This window comes from Rhodoplanes tepidamans (genome assembly GCF_030813915.1).
GTDB classification, from domain to species: domain Bacteria; phylum Pseudomonadota; class Alphaproteobacteria; order Rhizobiales; family Xanthobacteraceae; genus Rhodoplanes; species Rhodoplanes tepidamans.
Map to the genome: position 1 here is coordinate 158,612 of NZ_JAUSUJ010000008.1, position 16,948 is coordinate 175,559.

Here is a 16,948-nt window from a genome sequence, read left to right on the forward strand (position 1 = left end):
GCGGCGGACCGAACGGGCGAAGGGCCGCTGCGGCGGCAGCGGCCCTTCGTTCGATGTCCCTGCCCGATCGGTGCGGCCGACCGGCTCCGGCCGAGCCGTCGACTCAGAGCATGCGGCGCAGCTCGGTCGTCGACGGCGCCTTGCGGGCCTTGAGATAGCGCACCGCACGTTCGGTCGCGTCGCCCGAGACGGTGATGTAGCGCTCGAACGCCGCCTTGTAGTCGACCCGGGCGTTGCGGGTCATCAGCACCGTGAACACGCTCTTGGCATCCGGCCAGCCGAGCCCGGCGGCCTTGCACAGCACCAGGGCGCCGTCCTCGAAGCCGAGCCGGACCAGATTGCGCACCGCCTCGGCGGGCACACGGGTGAGCCGGGCGAGCGCCTCGGTCGTGTCGTCGAGCCGGCCGTCGCGGGCGGCGGCGACGAGCTGGCTGCGCAGCGTGGCGGTGTTGTCCTCGCGGTCCTTCTCGGTCGGCCGGGTGCGCGAGACGGCACGGTTCGGCTTCTCCTCCTCCTCGGCCGTCTCGGCCGGCGGGATCATGCACTGCGCCATGCGGCGCCGAACGTCCGGATCGGGATCGCGCAGCAGCTGCTGGCGCACCGGCTCGGCGACGAGCCGCACCAGCGCCGCGAACATGTCGGCCGGCAGCTCGCGGCGATGGACGATGTGCTTGGCGAGCTCCTCGTCCTGGCGGGCGCGGCCGGCGAGCCGCTGGAAGCCGCCGCGCGAGATCTGGGCGCCGTCGTTGGCGGCGACGCGGTGCGTCACCGCGGTGTCGCCGCGCTCGACCAGCACGTCGGTGACCTTCTCGGGCACCATGATGCGGCCGGCGAGCGCCAGGAGGTGCCCCTGGCTCTTGGAGCGGGCGATGCGGACCAGGAAATCCTCGGCCAGGATCGGCGAGCGCTCCAGCACCGGACCCGACACGGTGATGTCGTCGTCCTCGGCGAGCCGGTGGATCACCTTGACGGGCGGCCGCTGCACCGGCGCGATGCGCAGGCTGAGCTGCGCCATGGCGGTGTCGGTGGTGTTGTCGAGCAGGTGGTGCATCACCGTGTCGAACAGCTCGAGCTGTTGCTCCGTGTAGGCGTGGACGCCGCGCAGGAAGAGCTCGGCGACCCGCAGCACGTCGTCGCCCCGTTCGGCGCTGCGCAGCGCCTGCGGGTCCGGCAGCAGGCTCTCGTCGAGCTCGCCGTCCGTGAAGGCGACGCCGACCCGGTGGCGCTCCCGCCAGGCGATGGCGCATTCGCGGGTGTCGCCGTCGAACGACAGGCTGAACGTCTCCGGAAGGCTGTCGATGTCGGAGACGAGGACGCAGGCGCCGCCGCGCGACACGTTGAGGACCGCACAGTCGCGGACGAGGTCCTCGCCGGTGATCTGACCCATCTTGAGCGTCAGGTAACGCGGGTACTGGCGGTTCTGCGTCATGGCCACACTCCCGTCGGGACCGCCACTGCGACCCCCACCGATGCAACCCTGCCATCACGGTCATGACATTCCGTAAAGTGAACGCGGAGGATTTGTATCAATGTGCGGCACACGGGGGCGGTGCCGCGCCGAACACCGCCGCACCGCCGAGAACGGCCGGACCGGTGCGAAGCCGCGCCGGCGCCCCTACATGAAGGCGGTCGCGCCGCGCCGGCGCCCGCAGGAGACCCCCGATGGATACCCCGACGGCCACCAAGACCTTCCCGGTGACCCGCACCGACGCGGAGTGGCGCCGCCTGCTCACCCCCGAGCAGTACCAGGTGATGCGCCGGCACGGCACCGAAGCGCCCGGCAGCTGCTCGCTCCTGCACGAGAAGCGCCCCGGCGCCTTCGTGTGCGCCGGCTGCGGCCAGCGACTGTTCGTCGGCAAGACCAAGTTCGAGAGCGGCACCGGCTGGCCGAGCTTCAACGATCCGGTGCCGGGCTCGGTCGAGACCGACACCGACCGCAGCTGGGGCATGGTGCGCACCGAGGTCCACTGCAGCCGCTGCGGCAGCCATCTCGGCCACGTCTTCCCCGACGGCCCGCCCCCCACCGGCCTGCGCTACTGCATCAACGGCGTCGCGCTGACCTTCGAGGCGGAGTGAGTCTGACATGGGCGGGGGGACACCCGCGGAGGGGCGAGACGGCTTCCCCGTCTCGCGGCTGAGTGCCCCGGACGAGGCGCGTCAGGTCGGAGACCTGATGCGCCGCCGGGCAGGGGCCGCGTGCGCCACGGCACGGAATCCTCGCGCCGCCCCGTCCGACCGCCCTGGGTCACGGGCCACGGCGCGATGCGCCGCGCCCGGGACACGAGTCCCGTTTCGGAGCGCGGCAACCGCGCCGCCGAATTTCTGGGTCGGGAGCCATCACGCCAGTCACTTGGCGGCATCCTCGGTGCGCTCGGTCGGCCGCACGGCACACGAGAAAAGGGCCCCGCTCGCGCGAGGCCCGAAAAAGGGTGCGGCCGACCGTTGGGGGACGGTCGGCCGCGCGCAACCCGGTCTGGGACGGGGAGGGGTGGGGACGTGACCGGACTGCGAAACTCCTGATCCTTGGTCGTCGCCCGGGGGCGACAGGTTCACGGGGGCATCCCCGTGGTTCGAACTACCGCGGCGCGGCGGTCGACACCGCCGGGCGGCCGTCGCCGAGCGCGACCCAGGTGTTGGGGTCCGACTGCGCCTGGCGCTTCACGAAGCGATAGCCGGTGTCGTTCCAGGCGAGGATCTCGTCGACTTGGTTGTCGAGCACGAACTCGCCCTTGTCGGTCTTCACGGTCAGCACCGCGTGGCCCTCGTCCTTGCGGTCGCGCACGACCGTGATCAGCAGCGCCTCGCGGGGCCAGCCGGCGTCGAGCAGCATGCGCCGCTTCAGCAGCACGTAGTCCTCGCAGTCGCCGTAGCCGTCGTCCGGATAGGACCACTTCTCGACGACGCCCCAGTGATCCATGTCGGTCAGGGGCTTGATGGTCTCGTTGACCCACCGGTTGACGCGCACCAGGTCGCGCCAGGCCCGCGACGACAGCACCACGTCGCGCGGGGTGGACGGGGCCGCGGCGCAGTCGCGCGGCCGGTCGGCGCAGAACGAAACCCAGCCGATCGGCGGACGCGCCGTGTCGTGCACGGAGGCGTAGAGAGGGCGGTCGAGCGCTTCGGCCTGCCCGACCAGGACCCCGACCAGAGCGGCGGTCCATACGGCAGCCAGACCTCGTCTGGGACATTTCATTGTCGACCCCTCCGTCCTCACAGGGTCGAATGTCCCATACAACCTTTGAATTGCCGCTAAGTCGATCGTTTAAACTCGATCCAATACTGCGACAATACTTCTATTCATTCAATTCAAATGAAGCGAAACTTCTCGTAAAATCATAACTACTCGGATTTGATTCAATTTTTATCGATCGATGCAGAAGCGATGGCAATACAAGGGGTTGACCGCCCTGCCCCACCCCGGCCGCATTCGCCTCGTCGCCACGGCGCGGCCCCGGCGAGGCGCGGCGGGCGGTCCTCTGCCGCGCGGCGCGATGCAGCCGGCCTGCCGGAGCGGCGCTCCGCGCGGCACGCTTTGTTTACCAGAGGTGGAGGATTCGACCGGTTCCGGCCGCGAGCAGCCCGCTCGTCACACCCGGGCCGTCGCCGTCGAGACGCGCTTCGGTGCCGGCGGGGCGCAGCTCGGGAATCTCACGATCCGTCGCTTCGGGCCGCGGGCTCTCGGCGCATGGCCTTTCCGCGGTTGCTCCGCGACGGTGCGCGGGGCCCGGCCGTATGCGGACCCCAGGTGCCTTCCCGCTCCGACCGTGGCGGACTGGACCGCTACGGGTGCAGGCTTTCCTCGATGAAGTCGGGATGCTGCAGCCGGGTGAACTCGACCGCGAAGCCTTCCTCGAGATGGCGCACCACCCGGCCCTGGATCTTGCCGATCATGATCAGGGCGCCGATCGCCGGCTTCTGATCGGTGGCGACCGCCGCGCCGGACAGCGACGCGTCGATGATGCGCACCCGCAGGTTCAGCCCGTTCGGCATGACGATGTGGGTGAACGGATTGTGCGGGACGAAGCGGCCGTGGCGGCGATCCTCGGGCAGGTTGAGGATGTCGCGGTTGGCGAGCCAGGTGAGCTGGGCGGCGAGCTTGTCGCGCTTGCGCGGTGTCGCCGAGAACGTCATGGCGAAGCCGGTCGGGAAGATGCGGGTGACCGCACCCTCCAGCCGGCCGACATGGTCGACATAGGCGACGACGCGCTCGCCTTGAGCGCCGGCGACCGGCGCGATCATCGCGAGCCCGCCCGGCGACATGTTGACGACCTGGCAGGGATACTCCCGCCGGTCGGCCAGCATGTAGCGGCCGAGGAGGTTGACCGTGACGCGCTGGAACCGACGCCGCTCGTCGGCGAGCGCCCGGAGACTCGCCTTGCGCTCCGCCAGTGCCATCGATCGAATTCTCCCGAACGTGTCCCCCGACCTTAGGGGCGGAGCGTTAACGAGCCCTTGAGGACGCGGCCGGCCGCACCGCCGTCGTAGCCCGGGCGGAGGATGCCGGCACGCGCCGCGCCCCGCGGGCGGGTCGAATCGAACGAGCGGACGGCGAGGGGAAACCAAGGGGGCAGCGGAGCGGCGCCGAGGGGGACGTCTCGGGCAGCCGCTCCGCCGCTGGCGCGGGCAAGGCCGGACCCCGAAGGCATGGGGTCCGCCCGCGCAACGCAGGCCCGACGGACGCGTCCGGAGCTGGGGGGCGACAGCACCGCGTCCGCCGGCGGCCGGTCGAAGAGGGAGATGACCGAACCGTTCGGTTCGATTGACTAACCGATCCGAGCCGGGATATCAAGAGAGAACCGAACCGTTCGGTTCGTTTTTTAGCTATGCGTGCCCCTGCCCCGCCGTTCCGGCGCACGGCCGGGGCCGGCCAGCTTGGCGATGCGCCGGACGCACCGGCGCGGCCCGAGGAACACCATGAGCGAGGATCCCCACGGCGCGGCCACGGCGACGCGCCACCCGACCGACCCGGCTCTCCCCCCGTCCCCGCCGGGCTGCCCGAGCCCGGCCGCCGCGCGCCCCGAGGTCCGGCGCGGCCGGCCGCCGGCCGGAACCGATCCGGCGAAGCGGCGGCAGATCCTGGAGGGGGCGGCCCGGATCTTCTCGGCCATGGGCTTCGACGCCGCCTCGATGAACGACATCGCCCGCGAGGCCGGCGTCTCCAAGGGCACCCTCTATGTGTATTTCGAGCACAAGGAGGAGCTGTTCTGCGCGCTGATCTCCGACCAGCGCCACAAGCACATCGAGGACCTGTTCTCGCTGATCGACGACGGTCCCGACATCCGCGCCACGCTCACCCGCTTCGGCATCGCCTACATGACGCTGCTCACCTCCGACTGGGCGGTGCGGGTCCAGCGGGTGGTGCTCGGGGTGACGGAGCGGATGCCGGAGGTCGGCCGCGGCTTCTTCACCGAGGGGCCGGGGTGCGGAATCTCGATCCTGGCCGACTACTTCGAGCGGATGACCCGGCGCGGGCTCCTGGCCGTGGAGGACACGCTTCTCGCCTCGTGGCAGTTCAGCGAGCTGTGCCAGGCCGGCCTGCTGCGGCCGCGACTCTACCGGCGTGTCGACGCCCCCCCGAGCGCGGCGGAGATCGCGCGCGTCGTGGGCCACGCGGTCGAGATGTTCCTGCGCTATTACGAGCCCGGTCCGTCCGCGGTCCCGCCGCCGGCCGTCTGATCAGGGCGCCCGGCCCCCCTCGAGGACGACGAGGCGCGGGCGCCGCCGCTCCGGCACCGGCGCCGGCACGAGGCTCGGCGCGCCGCCCGGGGTGAGATTGCGGAAGGTGCCGATCCGCACGGCGCGCACCGGCTCGATGCCCAGCCAGTACGGCACCTGCACGGGCGCCAGCAGCCCGAGCAGCCGCTCGTGCAGCGAGGTCCGGTGGGCCAGCGGCAGCAGCACCAGCTCGAGCGGCAGCGGCGGCTCCGACGCGGTGAGGCCGACGGCGCCGGCGACGATGCCGACCGCCTCGTCGGCGACCCCGGCGAGCAGCGCCTGCACCAGCGCCCGGCTCTCCCCGTCCCACAGCTCGACGAACGGCGCGTGCTTGAGCTCGCGGCCGAACAGCCCGCACAGCCGGGTGCCGGCGAGCCGGAACGGATACCCGCCGGCGGGATCGAAGGTGAGGACGAAGCTGTCGCCGAGGACCTTGCGCAGCGCGCCCGGGTCGAGCTCGTCGCGATCGGGCGCCGCCCGGACGCCGCGCAGCGTCGTCCAGTAACGGAACAGCTCGCGGCTCGACGGGTGCTTCATGGCGCTCGATCTGCTGGGTCGCAGCGGGCCAAGCCCCGGCGACCTGTCCGGACTCGGGACGATCGCCTTTGGTGTCCGCCCCGACTCGGCCCCCGCAGCAGTCCCCGTGCCTTTCTTAGCTGCTGCCGCTGCGGCCCGGGCGTTTACGTCCGATCAAGGTTAACGCCGACCCGGTCGGCGGCCCGCCGACGCGCCCGGACGGCCCGGCTCCCCCACCCGTGGCGCCTCCGCGCGGCTCGGCCGCGGCCGGCTCGGCTGCGGCATTTCGACGTGCAGCGAAGAGCTTGGGCGGTTGTCCTCATTGTTCACACGAAAATTCTTCGGAGCCCCCGGCGCGCCCCGCTTGCAGCGGCGGGACGCACGTCCTATCAGAGCGGGCCACCCAGGGACTTCATGTCGCGACGCACCGAGCCCATCCTCAACCTGCCGACCGTGATCGCCGGCCTGATCGCTGCGTTCGGCCTCGTGCACGCGTTCCGCGAGCTGGTGCTGACGCCGTCCCAGGACGTCGACTTCCTGCTGCTGTTCGCCTTCATCCCGGCCCGCTACGCGCCGCTGCCGGGAATCGACATCGCCCTGCCGGGCGGGCTCGCGGCCGACATCTGGACCTTCGTCTCCTACGCCTTCCTCCACGGCGACCTCACCCATCTCGGCGTCAACGTGCTGTGGCTGCTGCCCTTCGGCAGCGCGGTGGCGCGCCGCTTCGGCACCGCCCGCTTCGTCGCCTTCTTCGCCGCCACGGCGGCCGCCGGCGCCCTGCTCCACCTCGCGACCCATGCCGGCGAGCTCCTGCCGATGATCGGAGCCTCGGCGGCGATCTCCGGCTTCATGGCGGCAGCGATGCGCTTCGTCTTCCAGGTCGGCGGGCCGCTCGGGGTGTTCCGCAACACCGACCACACCGCCTATCTGGTCCCGGCGGCCCCGCTCGCCGCGACCCTGAAGGATCCCCGCATCCTCGGCTTCCTGATCGTCTGGTTCGGGCTCAACATCCTGTTCGGGCTGGGCTCCGTCGGGATGCTCGGGGTCGACCAGCCGGTCGCCTGGCAGGCCCATATCGGCGGATTCGTCGCCGGACTGCTGCTGTTCCCGGTGTTCGACCCGGTGCCGCTGCCGCGCGCCGCCGACTGATCCGGCAGCGGGCCGCACCCGCCGGCCGGGACTGCCGGCCGGCACCGTCCCGCCGGAACGGCGCCACCCTGCAGCCCTGCCGTGCAGCGCCGCCTTGCCCGCCTCTCCGAAACGGCGGATGATCACCCCATCGGTCGCGTTCGCCGGGAACCGGAGAGCGGCCTTCGGGCTTGTCGCTCCAGTCCCCGCCCCTGCGGCCGGTCAACGGCAGATGCGCCGGCCGCGACAGGCGGGCGCCAGGGAGGCAGACGTGACCGTCAGGACGATTCTCGCCCGCAAGGGCACCGATGTCGTCACCATCGACCCCGCCGCGGCGGTCGGGGCCGCCGCGAAGCTCCTCTCCGAGCGCGGGATCGGCGCCGCGGTGGTGACCGGGACCGAAGGCCGCACCATCGGCATCGTGTCGGAGCGCGACATCGTCAAGGCGATCGCGACGCACGGCGCCGCCGTGCTGGACACGCCGGTCTCCGAGATCATGACCCGCAAGGTGGTCACCTGCGGCCAGCAGGACACCATCGGCGAGCTGATGCAGCAGATGACCGAGGGCAAGTTCCGCCACGTGCCGGTCGTCGAGCAGGACCGCCTGGTCGGCATCGTCTCGATCGGCGACGTGGTGAAGTCGCGGCTCGAGCAGATGGAGCAGGAGTCGAACGCCCTGCGCGACTACATCCGCACGGCGTGACGGGCGCTGCCGGAGGCCCCGGTGACCGTCATTCGGGAGCGCGGACCGCGGGTCCGCGAGCTCGGATTCCAAGTCCCCTGAGAGTTCGGTTCGGGATCGGCGCGCCGCGCCGGGCCGACCGCGCGATCCCCGACCCACGAAAAAGCCCCGGCGTCGCCGACGCCGGGGCCTGGTGATCGGACGTGCCGAGGCGCTCTCAGGCGGCCCGCACGGTGCTCAGGAACTGCTGCAGCTCCGTCTTGAGATGCTCGCTCTCGCGCGTCAGCGAGTTGGCGGCGGTGAGCACCTGGGCCGACGACGACCCGGTCTCGCTGGCGCCGCGGCTGACGTCGACGATGTTGTTGGCGACGTCCGTGGTGCCGCGCGCCGCCTGCTGGACGTTGCGGGCGATCTCCTGGGTTGCCGCCCCCTGCTGCTCGACCGAGGCGGCGATGTTGGCGGCGATCTCCGACACCCGGTTGATGGTGCGGCCGATCTCCTTGATGGCCGCGACCGAGTCCGCGGTCGCCGCCTGCATGCCGTTGATCTGGGCCGAGATCTCGTCGGTCGCCTTAGCCGTCTGGGCGGCCAGCGCCTTGACCTCCTGGGCGACGACCGCGAAGCCCTTGCCAGCCTCGCCGGCGCGCGCCGCCTCGATGGTGGCGTTGAGGGCGAGCAGGTTGGTCTGCTCGGCGATCGCGGTGATGAACTTGACCACGTCGCCGATCCGGTTGGCGAGCTGCGACAGCTCGTTGATGCGGGTGTCGGTGCGCACCGCCTGCTCGACCGCCTGGGCCGCGATGGTGCTCGACTCCTGCACCTGGCGGGCGATCTCGGCGACCGACGCGGCGAGCTCCTCGGCCGAGGAGGCGACCGTCTGGACGTTCGCCGAGGCCTGGGTCGAGGCGCTCGCCACCGTGTTGGACAGGCGCTGGGTGGTCTCCGCCGTCGCGGTGAGGCGACGCGCCTCCGCCTCGAGCTGGCTGGCCGCGCTCGACACCATCCCGACGATGTTGCCGACCGCCGACTCGAAGCCGTCGGCGAGCTTGGTCATCTCGACCTTCCGGGCGGCGGCGGCGCCGCGCGAGGCCTCCTCGCGCTCCTCCGCCTCGTGCCGCGCCTTCTCGACCGCCACGACCTTGAAGCGCTCCACCGCCTTGGCCATGTCGCCGATCTCGTCGCGACGGCCGAGCCCCGGCAGGGCGACTTCCATGTGGCCCTCGGCGAGCTCGCGCATCGCCTTGGTCATCGCCTTCAGGGGCCGGGCGAGGCTCGATCCGATCAGGAAGCCAATCGCGGCCACCGCCACGAAGGCGATGCCGATGGCGATCAGGATCTGCCGGCGGGTGTCCTCGCGCGCCTCGGCGTTCTTGGCCGTCGCGTCGTCATAGAGCTTGTCGAGCGAGGTCTTGATCTGGTCGACCACCGGGGAGACGTTGCCGAACTCGACCTTGGTCAGCGTGGTGGCCAGCTCGATCGCCTCGGCGGCCTTGATCCATTCGTTGAAGTCGCGCTCGTAAGAGGTCAGCCGATCGAGCATCTGCTTCTTGGTCGAGGCCGGCAGCGCGGCCGACTGGAAGGAGCTGACGAAGGCCGCCAGCGCCTTCTTGAAGCTGGTCTGCGAGAGGCCGTCCTGGCGCAGCATGTATTCGCGCTCGTAGCGACGCACCGGATGGATGCCGGCGACCAGACGGGCGTCGTCGAACTTGTCGAGCTCGTTCTCGATCTGCCGCACCGTGTTGCGCAGCGCCCCTTCGAGGCCGCCGTCGTTGGAGAGGCCCATGGTCCGCTTGGCGGCGACCGCGGTGGCGAAGTGGCCGGCGTAACGCTCCATGCCGGCCCGCGCCTTGCCGGCCTTCTCGGCGAGATCGGCCTCGCCCATCTCGGCCAGCTTTCCCTGCAGGTCCTTGAAGCCGGCGAGCAACTTGGCGACCGCCTGCTCGTGATCCTTCAGCCGCATCTCGTCGCCGGTCAGCATGAACTCCTTCTCGGCGTCGCGGGCCTGGAACATCGCGGCGGAGACCCCGGTCGCCAGCGTGGCGACGGCGCTCGCGCGGTCGGCGGCGCGCTCGTAGCGCTCCTGCGTGCTCGCGCCGAGGAGATAGAATCCACCGACGAAACAGAGGCCGAGCAGACCCACGGCGCCGATCGACGCGATCTTCAGCTGAAGGCTCATGCGGAAGGAAGGAAGCGACATGGTTGGCCCCGGTATTCCGACTGCGACGGACTAGTCCTCCCATGCCTGGGTTAAAAACCTGTTGTTGCAGAGCCGCCGCACTGTGGCCGACGTGATTTTGCCGGCATTTCATTACCTTCAGGCTGCACGAGCTCGTCACGAATATTCTCGTGAAATGCGAGTTTCGACGTATTCGTGCCGGATGGTTTCCGCTTCCCCACCGTTTTCGGGCTAGCCGCACGGCGATTTTCGACGTTTTTTCACGACCCGCTCCCAACCGCGCCGAAACCCCTTAGGATTTCCTCGAATCGCCCGGGAGGACCACGTGCGCCCTGACGACCCGAAGAGTGCCGGACCCGACACCCTGACCCGTCGCCGCCTTCTCCTCGGCGTCGGCGGTCTCGCGGCCGTGGCGGCCGCCCCGGCCGCCGCCGTCGCGGCGAGCCCGTCCTTCGAGCAGTGGCGCGCCGCCTTCAGGGCGAAGGCGCTGCGCCGCGGCATCTCGGAGGCGACCTGGGACCGGGTGATGACCGGCCTGAAGCCGGACACCAGCGTCTACGCCCTGCAGCGCGCCCAGCCGGAGTTCCAGGAGGCGCTCTGGCAGTACCTGAACCGGCGCGTCTCCGACTGGCGCATCATCACCGGGCGGCAGCGCGCCGTGGAGCAGAAGGCACTGCTGGAGCGGATCGAGCGCGAGTACCGGGTCGACCGCTTCATCGTGCTGGCGCTGTGGGGGGTCGAGTCGAGCTACGGCGACGTCATCGACAATCGCAAGTACATGCGCCCGGTGCTGCCGGCCCTGGTGGCGCTCGCCTGGGGCGAGCCGCGCCGCCGCGCCTACTGGGAACAGGAGCTGCTCAACGCCCTCGTCATCGTCGACCGCGGCTGGGGCACGCCGCAGGAGATGATCGGCTCGTGGGCCGGCGCCATGGGTCACACCCAGTGGATGCCCGAGGTGTGGCTCAACATGGGGGTCGATTTCGACGGCGACGGACGCATCTCGCCGTTCGGCCGGCCCGACGACGCGCTCGCCGGCGCCGCCCGCTATCTGCTGCAGCGCGGCAAGTACCAGCAGGGCGAGGCGTGGGGATGCGAGGCGCGGCTGCCGGCCGGCTTCAACAGCCGCCTCGCCGACCGCAAGACCTACCGGTCCTATGCGAAGTGGGCCGAGCTCGGGGTGACCCGGGCCGACGGCGCCGCCTTCGCCCATCCCGGCCACCAGGTCCGGCTCGCCGTGCCGGTCGCCGGCGGCCCGGCCTTCCTGATCGGCCGGAACTTCCAGTCGATCTACTCGTACAATCCGGCCTTCTCCTACGCGCTGGCGATCGTCCATCTGGCCGACCGGCTGCGCGGCCGGGGACCGCTCGTCCAGCCCTTCCCGGGCGGCGAGCGCACCCCGACGCTGGCCGAGGTGCAGGAGATCCAGCGCCGCCTCACCGCCGCCGGCTTCGACACCGACGGCACCGACGGCCGGGTCGGCCGCGACACCATGCGGGCCGTGGCGGCGTTCCAGCGCAGGACCGGGATGGAGGTCGACGGCTATGCCGGCCTGAAGGTGCTGGCCCGCCTGCGCCAGGGCGGGTGAGGACCGTCGGCTCTGTTGCGCCGCGTCACGCGATCGGATTTGCTTGGCGTCCCTTCAGTGCAGGACCCCCGATCGATGACCTCCCATGACGTTTCCGGCCGGCCCGCCTCCCGGGCCGCAGAGGCCGGACCTTCCGCCGTCGAGCGCCCCGCCGGCGGCGGCAGCAACGCCCCGCAGTTCGGCAGCGACGTCGTCGCCGACATGCTGCGCAGCCTCGACATTCCGTGGATCGCCCTCAACCCGGGCGCCAGCTATCGCGGCCTGCACGACAGCCTGGTCAACCATCTCGGCAACGCGGCGCCGCAGATGCTGCTCTGCCTGCACGAGGAGTCGGCCGTGGCGATCGCCCACGGCTGGGCCAAGGTGACGGACCGCGCCATGGCGGTCGCGGTGCACTCCAATGTCGGCCTGATGCACGCCACCATGGGCATCTTCAACGCGTGGTGCGACCGCATGCCGATGCTGATCCTCGGCGCCACCGGCCCGATGGACGCCGCCAGGCGCCGGCCGTGGATCGAGTGGATCCACACGGCGCGAGACCAGGCCGCCCTGGTGCGTCACTACACCAAGTGGGACGACCAGCCGTCCTCGCCGGCCGCGGCGCGGGAATCGCTGATGCGCGCCTGGTGGCTCGCCAACAGCACCCCGAAGGCACCGACCTACGTGGTGCTCGACGTCGAGCTGCAGGAGGCGCCGCTGCCGGCCCCCCTGCCCCCGCTCGACACGGCGCGCTTCGTGCCGGCGATCGACTCCGGGCCGCCGGCGGACGCCGTCGCGCGCGCCGCCGCGCTCCTCGCCAGGGCCGAGCGGCCGCTGATCCTCGCCGGCCGCGTCTCCCGCGACCTCGCCGCCTGGGACCGCCGCGTCGCCCTGGCCGAGGCGCTGCAGGCCCGGGTCGCGACCAACCTGAAGGCCGCCGCCGCCTTTCCGACCGACCACCCGCTGCACGCCTTCCCGGCCGCGACCTTCCCGGGCGAGGCGATGACGGCGGCGATGCGCGAGGCCGACGTCATCCTGAGCCTCGACTGGATCGACCTCGCCGGCACCCTGAAGGCCCTCGGCGCCCCGCCGGCCGCGACCGTGATCCAGGCCTCGCTCGACCACCAGCTCCACAACGGCTGGAGCATGGACCACCAGGGACTGCCGCCCGTCGACCTGATGATCGCCGCCGACCCGGATGCCACCGTGGCGGCGCTGCTCGCCGCGCTCGGCGACCGCGCCAGGCCGGCGGCCGCGCTGGCGCCCCCCGTGGCGCCCGCGGCCGGCGCGCCGGCGCCGGCCGAGGGACCGATCTCGGTGGAGAACCTCGCCCGCACGCTGCGGGCGGCGCTCGGCGACGCGCCGGCGGCGCTCGCCCACACCACCATCTCGTGGCAGGGCCAGTGGTGGCCGTTCCGCCATCCGCTCGACTTCCTCGGCTCGGACGGCGGCGGCGGCCTCGGCGCCGGACCGGGGCTCGCGGTCGGGGCGGCGCTGGCGCTGAAGGACACCGACCGGCTGGCCGTCGCGGTGTGCGGTGACGGCGACTTCCTGATGGGCGTGACGGCGATCTGGACCGCCGTGCACTACCGGCTGCCGCTGCTGATCGTCGTCGCCAACAACCGCTCCTTCTACAACGACGAGGTCCACCAGGAGCGGGTCGCGCTGATGCGCGGCCGGCCGGTCGAGAACAAGTGGATCGGCCAGCGCATCGACGATCCCGACATCGACCTCGCCGCGATGGCGCGGGCGCAGGGCGCCACCGGATTCGGCCCGGTGCGGCGCGGCGACGCCCTCGCCCCGACGCTGTCCCAGGCCGTCGCGGCGGCGCGGGCCGGCGATGTCGTGGTCGTCGACGTGCGGGTCGAGCCCGGCTACGGGGCGGTCGCGGCAGCGCTCACCCGGGCGCCGTAATGCCTCCGGCCGGCGGCGCGCGATCGTGCCGTCGGCCGGTCCGCCGTTTTCGACGCTCACCCTTGAGGACTATCGCGGTTGCGTTAGAATAACCTCGAAGGGGAGGTCGCCATGGGACTGGTCGCCACCACCTTGGTGTCCGAAACTGCGGTCCACGCGCGCTTCTCGGACCGGCCGGATTTGACCGCCGCCACCCAGTGGTTCGAGTTCCAGGTGCCGCTCGCGGAGCTGGACATCGTCGAGCCACGGCCGGTCCATCCGCGCAACTCACAGACGCGCTTCATCAGCGCGGCCAAGCTCGCCGCGCTGCGCCACCTCTACAAGATGATCGGCGCCGAGATCGTCCGGCTGCAGGACGAGCTGCGCAAGCCGGAGTGATCCGGCGGGTCTCGCCTCAGGACTTGAAGGTTGCCCAGGTCGACGGGTGGAACAGCTCGTCGACCGACAGGCGTCGCGACGACAGCCCCTGAGTGTGGTGATGGTGCAGGAAGGCGTCGAGCGTCGTCCGGTTGGCCTCTACGCCATAGGGCCAGAAGGCGCGGATCGGACGGGGGTGGCGGCCGCGGCGCGCGCGACCGGCGGCCAGTATGGCGAGGGACTTCCGGCCGCGATAGCGCTCCGTTCACCATGACGCCGCTCGCCCGGACGGCGGCGGCCCGAGGCCGCTAAGATGGGGGTCGCCTGCCGCACCGGGCGAGCCGCCGGTGCACATCCCCGTCGATGCGAGACCGAGCCGCGCCATGCGACGAGTCACGACTGCCCTGATCGTCATGGCCGCGACCGTGGCGGCCGCCGTCGCGGCGCCCGGCGGCGGCGTGGTCGCCGACGACCTCGCGCTCTACAACGCGGCGGTCGGCGACGCCGAGGCCCGCAACCGCGCCGCCCTGCTCGCCATCGCCGAGCGCGACCGCCCACGGGCCCGTGCCGCGCTCGCGGCACTGCGCGAGGCGTTCACGGCGCTGGCGGATCGTTTCGGCAAGTCGCACATCCTCGCCCTGAAGGGCGAGCCGGACGGAGTCACCATCATGGTCGACGTGCCGATGCGCATCGTCACGGCGCAGATGATGATCGACTTCGGCCGTCCCGACGTCGCCGCCTCGTCGCTGCTCGCGGTGTGCCGGCTCCTGGTCTCGCTGCACGTCCCGCCGGATCCGTCGGCGTCCGCCGCGTGCGAGGCGGACCGGCCCGACCGGCCCTGACCGGCACGGCCCGCGGTTCGCTCGCGGTCGCGTCAGAACCCGTCGCGCCGGCGTGCGCTCGCGGCGACGCGCTTGACGATTCGACGCAGGCGGCGGCCGGGCGACGCCGGCGCCGCCTCGCCGCTGCTCCGGCCGCGCCGCCGTCGCGGCTCCATGCCCCTCGCCGGCGGATCCGGATGGCGACGCTTCAGCCGGCCGATGATCTCGTCGACCACGAGATCGAGAAGCGCGCGCGCGAGGCCGGCCCGGTCCTCCGACCGGCGGTCGTCGCGACCGCCATCGATCTCGCCGGGCGCTGCGACGGCGTCGGCCCGATCGGACCCGGATCGCGACTCGCGCCGCCCGACCGGACGGCCGCGGTCGTCCAACTCCGTCATGTTGGCCTCCTGCCGCATGTCACCGGTGCGCGATCGGGACACGCGCCCCTTCGGGACGCGACGATCGTTCGCATCGGCAGAGTGCCGCCGGGCAGCCAGCCCAATCATCCCGGCGACCGTTCAATCGGCGAAGTATAGCGGGCGACTCGACGGCCGGGATCACCGTACCGTTGCGGCGTCCGGTCGCTGTGCGGTGCGAAAATCGGCGACCTTCGTCATCCCGCTGTCATATGCGGGCTATTCCGGCTCGGCGCCGCCCCGGCTGCGCTCCGCCCGCTCGGGCGGCTGACGGTAGTTGATGACGACGCAGGCCGCCGCCAGCACCAGAATGGCGACGCTCTCGTACAGCAGATTGACGGGCGGCTGATCCTTGCCCTGCAGGATCACCAGCCGCGCCAGCGCCGTGATGGCGATGAACAGCGGCAGCGTGATCGGGATCTTCTTGCTGTCGTAATAGACGCCGACCATGGCGAGGACCTCGACATAGATGAACATCAGGAGCAGGTCCTCGAGCGCGACCTTGATGCCGAGGACGAGGGCGTAGACCTCCTGGGCCATCGCCACCACGGTGAAGAATGCGATGCCGAGCAGGAACGCGTTCTCCACCTGATGGATGACCCGGCTGGTCAGGCCGGTGCGGAAATTCGTCTTCACCATATCGATCAGCCTTTGCTGGCGGCCACGCCGGAAAATCCGGAGGACCTCGCGGCCCGCCGGTATCGCATGGTGGAGCGGAACGAAGCCCGGGCTCAAGCCCGCCCGCGGTCGCAGGCCGCAGCGGCGCCACGCCGTCGGCCGAAGCGCCGCCGCCGCTATCGCGAGGCTTACGCGGATCGCGCGATCGACTGCGGGGTGGCCGCCTCGAAGCGCGCACGCAGGGCGGCGAGATCGATCGGCTTGGTCAGCGGCGCGAGCAGATCGAGGTCGCGGCTGCGACCCGTCTCGGCGACGGCCCGGACGCTCGCCTCGTCCATGCCGCTGACGACCAGGACGGGTTTGTCGAAGCCGAGCCTGGCGAGCGCATCGAGCACGTCGTGCGCGCCGCGCGGGCCGAGATTGATGTCGAGCGTGACCAGGTCGAAGGCGTGCGATCCGAGCAGGAGCTCCGCGTCCTCCACGGTCGCGGCCCCGATCGCGGCGAGGCCGGCCCGGTCGGCCACCCGGCAGATGATGGTGCGGGTGGTGGCGTCGTCGTCGATGACGAGGACGGTTCTCCTGGACTGGGCACGTTGCGGCGCGGGCTTCGGCGGGCAGGCGGAAACGGGCAAGACGGGTGTCCTCCGAATCGGGCGGGCGACGTCCGCTTGTCTCGTTTACCAGTACAGTTGCAAACGAAATGTAGACGCGGACGACAAAGAGTATCCGCGGAAATACAAAGACATGTTCGGGCGAATACCTCCGTGGGGCGTGCCGCCACCACCGCGGGGAGCGGACCGCGGCGCACCGCCGCGTCGCCCCGCCGTATCAGCCCGGCGCCCCCGTCCCGCCGTGCTTGGCGTGCCATTTGGGGCCCGGGCCGCGCATGTAGTGCGCCTCCGGCCGGTACGGGTCGGCGAGCGAGAGTAGGCTGCGCCGGCACTGCGCCGCGACCACGCTCCACCGCGCCCGGGCGCGCGAGACGGTGCGGACCAGCGGAACGAAACCGAGCGTGAGACAGGGCCCGCCCATCGCCGGCTC

General features: G+C 71.6%; 17 protein-coding genes. 9 read left to right on the forward strand and 8 right to left on the reverse strand.

Translation table 11 applies throughout. The features are described from left to right. Positions 1-103: 103 nt before the first annotated feature. The gene (locus J2S22_RS11840; protein WP_272776771.1) at positions 104-1,429 is read right to left on the reverse strand and encodes a DUF2336 domain-containing protein; all 1,326 of its coding nucleotides are present in this window, start codon (positions 1,427-1,429) and stop codon (positions 104-106) included. A 233-nt stretch (positions 1,430-1,662) separates the two neighbouring features. Between J2S22_RS11840 and msrB the strand changes: the two genes are divergently transcribed. Continuing rightward, positions 1,663-2,076: a peptide-methionine (R)-S-oxide reductase MsrB gene (msrB, locus tag J2S22_RS11845; RefSeq protein ID WP_272776770.1), complete on the forward strand. Its 414-nt coding sequence runs from the start codon at positions 1,663-1,665 to the stop codon at positions 2,074-2,076. Between the two features lie 499 nt (positions 2,077-2,575). On the opposite strand, the gene J2S22_RS11850 is transcribed toward msrB, so the two are convergent. Next, a complete protein-coding gene (locus J2S22_RS11850) occupies positions 2,576-3,193 on the reverse strand; it encodes a transglutaminase-like cysteine peptidase (RefSeq protein WP_272776769.1) in 618 nt (205 codons plus the stop codon). Between the two features lie 587 nt (positions 3,194-3,780). Beyond that, complete coding sequence (locus tag J2S22_RS11855) at positions 3,781-4,395, reverse strand: PilZ domain-containing protein (protein WP_272776768.1); 615 nt, start codon at positions 4,393-4,395, stop codon at positions 3,781-3,783. Positions 4,396-4,914: 519 nt separating this feature from the next. Here J2S22_RS11855 and J2S22_RS11860 point away from each other — a divergent pair. Next, on the forward strand, positions 4,915-5,676 hold the full coding sequence (locus tag J2S22_RS11860) for a TetR/AcrR family transcriptional regulator (RefSeq protein WP_272776767.1): 762 nt from the start codon (positions 4,915-4,917) through the stop codon (positions 5,674-5,676). Here the strand turns inward: J2S22_RS11860 and J2S22_RS11865 are convergent, their stop codons facing one another. Continuing rightward, positions 5,677-6,252, reverse strand: coding sequence for a PAS domain-containing protein (locus tag J2S22_RS11865; protein WP_272776766.1), 576 nt, complete (start codon positions 6,250-6,252; stop codon positions 5,677-5,679). A gap of 393 nt (positions 6,253-6,645) precedes the next feature. Between J2S22_RS11865 and J2S22_RS11870 the strand changes: the two genes are divergently transcribed. Together J2S22_RS11870 and J2S22_RS11875 are read left to right on the forward strand one after the other, a co-directional pair. Continuing rightward, complete coding sequence (locus J2S22_RS11870) at positions 6,646-7,380, forward strand: rhomboid family intramembrane serine protease (RefSeq protein ID WP_272776765.1); 735 nt, start codon at positions 6,646-6,648, stop codon at positions 7,378-7,380. 250 nt (positions 7,381-7,630) lie between these two features. Next, the gene (locus tag J2S22_RS11875; protein ID WP_272776764.1) at positions 7,631-8,062 is read left to right on the forward strand and encodes a CBS domain-containing protein; all 432 of its coding nucleotides are present in this window, start codon (positions 7,631-7,633) and stop codon (positions 8,060-8,062) included. A gap of 196 nt (positions 8,063-8,258) precedes the next feature. Here the strand turns inward: J2S22_RS11875 and J2S22_RS11880 are convergent, their stop codons facing one another. After that, positions 8,259-10,238: a methyl-accepting chemotaxis protein gene (locus tag J2S22_RS11880; RefSeq protein ID WP_272776763.1), complete on the reverse strand. Its 1,980-nt coding sequence runs from the start codon at positions 10,236-10,238 to the stop codon at positions 8,259-8,261. 304 nt (positions 10,239-10,542) lie between these two features. Here J2S22_RS11880 and J2S22_RS11885 point away from each other — a divergent pair, with 304 nt between their 5' ends. From J2S22_RS11885 to J2S22_RS11905, 5 genes are all read left to right on the forward strand, one after another. Further along, a complete protein-coding gene (locus tag J2S22_RS11885; protein ID WP_272776762.1) occupies positions 10,543-11,802 on the forward strand; it encodes a lytic murein transglycosylase in 1,260 nt (419 codons plus the stop codon). A gap of 75 nt (positions 11,803-11,877) precedes the next feature. Continuing rightward, positions 11,878-13,695, forward strand: coding sequence for a thiamine pyrophosphate-binding protein (locus J2S22_RS11890; RefSeq protein ID WP_272776761.1), 1,818 nt, complete (start codon positions 11,878-11,880; stop codon positions 13,693-13,695). A 111-nt stretch (positions 13,696-13,806) separates the two neighbouring features. Then, the gene (locus J2S22_RS11895; protein WP_272776760.1) at positions 13,807-14,073 is read left to right on the forward strand and encodes a hypothetical protein; all 267 of its coding nucleotides are present in this window, start codon (positions 13,807-13,809) and stop codon (positions 14,071-14,073) included. Positions 14,074-14,435: 362 nt separating this feature from the next. Further along, entirely contained in the window at positions 14,436-14,894 is a 459-nt protein-coding gene (locus J2S22_RS11900; RefSeq protein ID WP_272776759.1) for a hypothetical protein, read from the forward strand. Between the two features lie 176 nt (positions 14,895-15,070). Beyond that, a complete protein-coding gene (locus tag J2S22_RS11905) occupies positions 15,071-15,409 on the forward strand; it encodes a hypothetical protein (RefSeq protein WP_272776758.1) in 339 nt (112 codons plus the stop codon). A gap of 99 nt (positions 15,410-15,508) precedes the next feature. Here the strand turns inward: J2S22_RS11905 and J2S22_RS11910 are convergent, their stop codons facing one another. The 3 genes from J2S22_RS11910 to J2S22_RS11920 form a co-directional block, all read right to left on the reverse strand. Then, on the reverse strand, positions 15,509-15,928 hold the full coding sequence (locus J2S22_RS11910; RefSeq protein WP_272776757.1) for a phosphate-starvation-inducible protein PsiE: 420 nt from the start codon (positions 15,926-15,928) through the stop codon (positions 15,509-15,511). Positions 15,929-16,095: 167 nt separating this feature from the next. Beyond that, positions 16,096-16,539 (reverse strand): response regulator, encoded by a 444-nt coding sequence (locus tag J2S22_RS11915; protein WP_272776756.1) that lies wholly within the window; start codon positions 16,537-16,539, stop codon positions 16,096-16,098. 196 nt (positions 16,540-16,735) lie between these two features. After that, the gene (locus tag J2S22_RS11920; protein WP_272776755.1) at positions 16,736-16,939 is read right to left on the reverse strand and encodes a hypothetical protein; all 204 of its coding nucleotides are present in this window, start codon (positions 16,937-16,939) and stop codon (positions 16,736-16,738) included. Positions 16,940-16,948: the final 9 nt, after the last annotated feature.